The sequence below is a fragment of the Mycobacterium sp. genome, from assembly GCF_019247615.1.
Classification (GTDB): Bacteria; Actinomycetota; Actinomycetes; order Mycobacteriales; family Mycobacteriaceae; genus Mycobacterium.
Genome location: NZ_JAFBAT010000256.1, coordinates 1 through 6062 on the forward strand (window position 1 = coordinate 1; position 6062 = coordinate 6062).

A 6062-nucleotide genomic window follows, 5' to 3' on the forward strand; every position below is an offset into this window, starting at 1 on the left:
TGTTGGTCAAGCGGGCGCGCGTCATCGGCACCACGCTGCGGGGCCGCCCGGTGAGCGGGCCGAACAGCAAGAGCGAGATCGTGGCGGCGGTGACGGCGTCAGTATGGCCGATGATCGCCGACGGCCGGGTCCGGCCGATCATCGGCGCACGCATTCCGATCCAGCAGGCCGGTGCGGCGCATCAGGAACTCGTTGCGGGCAAGGTGACCGGAAAGATCGTGCTGACGGTCTAGGTCCTCTGCGCGAACCGAACCTGGCTGCGAATTCTGGCCTGGATTTTCGCAGTGCGGTTGGGCCCGCGCCCAGGTTACGCTCGCCACTAAAGGGTCAGCCCAACGACGCGAGCGCACGCACCAGCTGGTCGACCTCGGCCGTCGTCGAGTAATGCGCCAGCCCGATCGTGACGGCGCCGCCGACGTCATTGACACCCAGCACGTCCAGCGCGCGTGAACTCTCGTTGGCGATGGCGAGAATCCCGTTGTCGGCCAGGCGCTGCACCACACGCTCCGCGGCCACCTCGTGCAGGGCGAAGCTGACCACCGGTATCCGGGTCTCCGGGCGACCGATCACCATCACCAACGGCAATGACCGCAAAGACACCATCAGGTAATCGAAAACCCGGTTCAGGTAGGCGCCGGCGGATTGCATTGAGACCGAAAGGCGTTCGCGGCGGCCCCCGCGAGCGGACTCGTCGAGCGCCGCAAGGTACTCGATGCTGGCGACCACGCCGGCCAGCAGACCAAACTGATGCGCGCCGACCTCCAGGCGCGCCGGGCCGCTCGCGTGCGGGTCGGTCGAGACCGAGCTGAACGAGTTGATCAGCGCCGGGTCACGAAACACCATCGCCCCGATCGGCGGACCACCCCACGCGAGAGCGTTCACCGCCACCACGTCGGCGTCGGTCTCTTTGACGTCCAGCAATCGGTACGGCGCGGCGGCCGAATGGTCGACCACCACCAGACCGCCGACGTCGTGCACCAGCTTGGTCATCGCCCGCAGGTCGGCGACCGTGCCAAGCGTTGCCGACGCGGACGCCACGGCGACCAGCCGGGTCGACTTGCCGATCAGGCTTTCCCATTGCCAGGTCGGCAACTCACCTGTCTCGATGTCGATCTCGGCCCACTTCACCTTGGCGCCGTAACGGTGTGCTGCCCGTAGCCACGGGGCGATATTGGCCTCGTCGTCGAGGCGACTGACGATCACCTCGTAGCCGAGACCGGCGCGCGACGACGACGCCTCGGCCAGCGACGACAACAGGATGGCGCGGTCGGCGCCCAGCACGACGGCTGCGGGGTCGGCGTTGAACAAGTCGGCCACCGCTTCACGCGCCGCGTCGAGCACGGCAGCGCTGCGCCGCGCCGACGGGTGTGCCCCCACAGTGGTGGCACCGGACCGACGGAAGGCCGTTGACACGGTGGTCGCAACGGAATCGGGAATCAACATGCCAGCGGGCGCGTCGAAGTGCACCCATCCGTCACCCAGCGACGGATGCAGTCCGCGCACCCGGGCGACGTCGTAAGCCATGCCAGCCACCTTAAAGCTTCCGCATTTCGGCGAAACTGTGACGGTAGCGGGTGCCCCAGAGACGCTCCAGCCGGACAGCGGCTTGGCGGGCGAGGTCACCCGGCCAGCCATACTAGTCCAGTGGGCCTCTGGTTCGGAACGCTGACCGCGCTGTTTTTGCTGATCACGCCCGGAACGATCGTCGCACGCATCACCCAGCTCACTTGGCCGGTCGCAATCGCGGTCGGCCCCGCGCTGACGTATGGCGTGGTGGCGCTGGCAATCATTCCGTTCGGTGCGCTCGAAATCCCGTGGAACGGCTGGACGGCGCTCGCGACGCTGGCGGGGGTGTGCGTGGTGGCCACGGGTTTGCAGTTGGTGATGACCCGCTACCGCGACCCCGAGGCCGAATCCCGGGGGGTCGGTCGCTGGCCGGGGTTGCTGGTCGCTGCCGGTGTGGTGTTGGGCGCACTGCTGATCATGTGGGCGGGCTATCGCGGCCTCACGCGCTGGGAGTCCGTCCCGAGCACCTGGGACGCTGTCTGGCACGCGAACGAGGTGCGCTTCATTCTGGACACGGGTCAGGCGTCGTCCACCCACATGGGTGAGCTCCGCAACGTCGAGACCCACCAGGCGCTGTATTACCCGTCGGTGTTTCACGCCTTGACCGCGGTTTACTGCCAACTCACCGGCGCGGCACCCACCACCGGCTACACGCTGACGTCGCTGGCCGCGTCGGTCTGGCTGTTCCCTTCCAGCGCGGCCACCCTGACCTGGTTTCTGTTGCGCCCCATGAGCAGTCAATCTCATGTGTCGGCCTCCCGGTCAGATGTGTCGGCCTCCTCAGCCTCACCGGCATCGTCGGCCTCCCGGTGGCGCGCCGCCGGGGTGTCGGCCACCGCCGCGGCGCTGTCAGCGTCGTTCACATCCGTGCCCTACGTCGAGTTCGGCGTCGCCGCGATGCCCAATCTGGCCGCCTACGGGGTCGCGATCCCGACGTTCGTGCTGATCGCCTCGACATTGCGGCACCGCGACCGCATCCCGGCGGCCGTGCTGGCTCTCGTGGGTGTCTTGTCGGTCCACCTCACCGGCGGATTCGTCGTGATCCTGTTCCTCGTGGCCTGGTGGTCCCTGGACGCGCTGTGGCACCCGGTGCGGGGTCGGCTCGCCGACGTGCTGACGCTGGCCGCCGTGGTGGTGCCGACCGCGCTGATATTGGCCCCACAGTTCCTCGGGGTGCTCAGGCAGGCGGACATCATCGCCGGGCACGCATTCCCCAGCTTCAAAAGCGTCAAGCAGGGCATCATCGATGCCCTGCTGCTGCACACCCGTCACCTCAACGACTTCCCGATTCAATACGGCCTGGTTTTCCTGTCGGCGGTCGGCATGGTGATCATGCTGTACAAGCGGATCTTTTGGCCGCCCGCCGTGTGGCTGTTGCTCACGGTGGCGACCATTTATTCCGGGGCGCCCTTTCGCAATCCCGTCGGCAGGGCCATCGAGCAGTTCAGCCAGTTCTTCTACAACGATCCGCGGCGACTCACGGCCGTGGTCACGATGCTGGCGACCCCCATGGCGGGCATGGCCTTGTTCGCCATCGTCGTGGTCGTGATTTCGGTGGCCAAACGCGTCACCAGCCGGTTCACCCGGTCCCCCGCTAGCGGGAGGTACTCGGAGTGGACGCCCTTTTGGACCGCGGCCACCGCGGTCCTCTTGTTGGTGGCCACCGTGCTCTCCGGCAGGCATTACCTGTACCGGCACCTCGTATTGTTCGGGGACAAGTACGACTCGGTGATCATCGATCAGCGAGACCTCATGGCGATGGCTTACCTGGCCAAACTGCCGGATGCGCGCAACACGTTGATCGGCAACTCCAACATCGACGGCACCGCGTGGATGTACGCGGTGGCCGACCTGCACCCGCTGTGGACGCACTACGACTTCCCGCAGCAGACCGGACCCGGCTACTACCGCTACATCTTCTGGATTTCCGCCCGCAAAGGCGAATCGGATCCGAAGGTCGTCGAAGCGATCAAAGCGCTCAATATCAGGTACATCCTGACGAGCGTCCGCAACGTGCGCGGGTTCGCCACACCCGACGGACTAGTGTCTCTCGATAGATCGAAGTCGTGGACGATGATCTACGACAACGGGGGGGCTCGAATCTACGAGTGGCGCCCGGGCGGCGGGGCGCCACACCCGTGAGGTCTGCAATAAGGATGGTGAATGGATTGGCTAACGGCAGGGACATCCCAGACGGCCCAGACGCCGATGGCATCGAGGTCATAGGCGGCGTCGATCCGCGGATCATGGCGCTCCGTGATGCGGACGAGGGCGACGACTCCGACGAGCGCTCCCTGACCGATCTGGTGGAGCAACCCGCCAAGGTGATGCGCATCGGCACCATGATCAAGCAGCTGCTCGAGGAAGTGCGCGCGGCACCGCTCGATGATGCCAGCCGCAATCGGCTGCGTGACATCCACGCGACCAGCATCCGCGAGCTCGAAGAGGGGCTCGCACCGGAACTGCGGGAGGAGCTGGATCGCCTCACCCTGCCCTTCGACGAGGATTCCGCCCCGTCGGATGCGGAGCTGCGCATCGCCCAGGCCCAGTTGGTCGGGTGGCTCGAGGGGCTGTTCCACGGAATCCAGACCGCACTGTTCGCCCAGCAGATGGCCGCCCGCGCTCAGCTCGAGCAGATGCGCCAGAGCGCCCTTCCGCCGGGCATCCGCTCGGGCCACAGCGGGTCCGGGCACGGGCAGTACCTCTGAGCGGATGACGGTGCCGGGTTCGGGTCCCCACATCGAGACGCGCGACGCGTGGGTCGAATTTCCGATCTTCGATGCGAAATCGCGTTCCCTGAAAAAGGCGTTCCTTGGCAAGGCGGGCGGCACGATCGGTCGCAACAGTTCCAACGTCGTCGTTGTCGAGGCCTTGCGCGACATCACCATGTCGCTCGAGTTGGGTGACCGCGTCGGGCTGGTGGGCCACAACGGCGCCGGGAAATCGACTCTGCTGCGGCTGCTTTCGGGCATCTACGAACCCACGCGCGGCGTGGCCACGGTGACCGGCAGGGTGGCGCCGGTCTTCGACCTGGGGGTCGGCATGGACCCCGAGATATCCGGCTACGAGAACATCATCATCCGTGGCCTGTTCCTGGGGCAGACACGAAAGCAGATGCTGTCAAAGGTCGATGAGATAGCCGAGTTCACCGAGCTGGGCGATTACCTGTCGATGCCGCTGCGGACCTACTCCACCGGCATGCGGGTCCGGCTCGCCATGGGCGTGGTCACCAGCATCGATCCCGAGATCCTGCTGCTCGACGAGGGGATCGGCGCGGTCGATGCCGACTTCCTGAAGAAGGCCCAGTCCCGGCTGCAGCGACTGGTGGAGCGCTCGGGAATCCTGGTATTTGCCAGTCATTCCAACGAATTCCTGGCCCGGCTGTGCAAGACCGCGATGTGGATCGATCACGGAGTCATCAGAATGACCGGCGGCATCGAAGACGTCGTGCGTGCCTACGAGGGTGAAGATGCGGCCCGCCACGTGCGCGAGGTGCTGGAAGAAACCGCCGGACAACGATGAGTGAGACCGTAATCGCCGTCGTGGTGACCCACCGGCGGCCCGACGAGCTGGCCAAGTCGCTGGACGTACTCAGCGCGCAAACCCGGTTGCCCGATCATCTGATCGTGGTCGACAACGACGGTGACGGCCGAGTGCGTGATTTGGTTGCCGGCCAGCCGATTTCGACGACCTATTTGGGCTCGCGCCGAAACCTCGGCGGGGCGGGCGGTTTCGCGCTTGGCATGTTGCAGGCGCTGGCACATGGGGCCGACTGGGTGTGGCTGGCCGACGACGACGGGCGCCCACAGGACTCTCACGTGCTGGCGAGGTTGCTGGCCTGCGCGGAAAAGTACGGCCTGGCCGAGGTGTCGCCGATGGTGTGCAATATGGACGACCCGGCCCGGCTGGCGTTCCCGTTGCGGCGGGGACTGGTATGGCGCAGGCGCGCAAGCGAATTGCGCACCGAGGAGGGGCAGGATCTGCTTCGTGGCATAGCGTCGTTGTTCAATGGCGCACTCTTTCGGGCGTCCACCCTGGACGCGGTCGGCGTCCCCGACATACGACTGTTCATTCGCGGCGACGAAGTCGAAGTTCACCGCCGACTCGTTCGGTCCGGCCTGCCGTTCGGAACATGTCTGGACGCGGTCTATCTGCACCCTTGCGGCTCCGAGGAATTTCGGCCGATACTCGGTGGCCGAATGCACACCCAGTATCCCGACGATCCCGCCAAGCGGTTCTTCACCTACCGCAACCGCGGCTATCTGATGGCCCAGCCCGGACTGGGCAAGCTGCTCCTCCAGGAATGGCTTCGGTTCGGCTGGTTCTTCCTGGTGACGCGCCGCGACCCCAAGGGCATGTGGGAGTGGGTTCGCTTGCGCCGCTTGGGACGTCGCGAGCAGTTCGGGAGGCCGGGGGGATCGACATGACATTCATCGACGCGGCGGCACAGTCGCGGACCTTCGCCCGCGCCCGCGGCGACCTGGTCGACGGCTTTC

The 6062-nt window shown here is 66.2% G+C and carries 6 protein-coding genes; 5 read left to right on the forward strand and 1 reads right to left on the reverse strand.

Features of this window, described 5'->3' with window-relative positions; all coding sequences use genetic code 11:
- Positions 1–233 (forward strand): zinc-binding dehydrogenase (locus JO059_RS17460; RefSeq protein WP_293320914.1); only part of this gene is annotated, 233 nt, incomplete at its 5' end.
- Between the two features lie 94 nt (positions 234–327).
- Here JO059_RS17460 and JO059_RS17465 read toward each other — a convergent pair.
- The gene (locus JO059_RS17465) at positions 328–1524 is read right to left on the reverse strand and encodes a cysteine desulfurase-like protein (RefSeq protein ID WP_293320916.1); all 1197 of its coding nucleotides are present in this window, start codon (positions 1522–1524) and stop codon (positions 328–330) included.
- A 120-nt stretch (positions 1525–1644) separates the two neighbouring features.
- Between JO059_RS17465 and JO059_RS17470 the strand changes: the two genes are divergently transcribed.
- Genes JO059_RS17470 through JO059_RS17485 form a run of 4 tightly spaced genes read left to right on the forward strand, consistent with a single transcriptional unit; the run spans position 1645 to position 5993 of the window.
- The gene (locus JO059_RS17470; protein WP_293320918.1) at positions 1645–3708 is read left to right on the forward strand and encodes a DUF6541 family protein; all 2064 of its coding nucleotides are present in this window, start codon (positions 1645–1647) and stop codon (positions 3706–3708) included.
- A gap of 14 nt (positions 3709–3722) precedes the next feature.
- Complete coding sequence (locus JO059_RS17475) at positions 3723–4274, forward strand: bacterial proteasome activator family protein (protein ID WP_293320920.1); 552 nt, start codon at positions 3723–3725, stop codon at positions 4272–4274.
- 4 nt (positions 4275–4278) lie between these two features.
- A complete protein-coding gene (locus JO059_RS17480) occupies positions 4279–5088 on the forward strand; it encodes an ABC transporter ATP-binding protein (protein ID WP_293320922.1) in 810 nt (269 codons plus the stop codon).
- Positions 5085–5993: a glycosyltransferase family 2 protein gene (locus JO059_RS17485; protein WP_293320924.1), complete on the forward strand. Its 909-nt coding sequence runs from the start codon at positions 5085–5087 to the stop codon at positions 5991–5993. Before JO059_RS17480 ends, JO059_RS17485 begins: the two co-directional genes overlap by 4 nt.
- Positions 5994–6062: the final 69 nt, after the last annotated feature.

Coding starts and splice junctions, on each gene's coding strand:
- JO059_RS17485 (WP_293320924.1), top strand. CDS start 5,085: ATGAGTGAGACCGTAATCGCCGTCGTGGTGACCCACCGGCGGCCCGAC.
- JO059_RS17465 (WP_293320916.1), bottom strand. CDS start 1,524: ATGGCTTACGACGTCGCCCGGGTGCGCGGACTGCATCCGTCGCTGGGT.
- JO059_RS17475 (WP_293320920.1), top strand. CDS start 3,723: ATGGTGAATGGATTGGCTAACGGCAGGGACATCCCAGACGGCCCAGAC.
- JO059_RS17480 (WP_293320922.1), top strand. CDS start 4,279: ATGACGGTGCCGGGTTCGGGTCCCCACATCGAGACGCGCGACGCGTGG.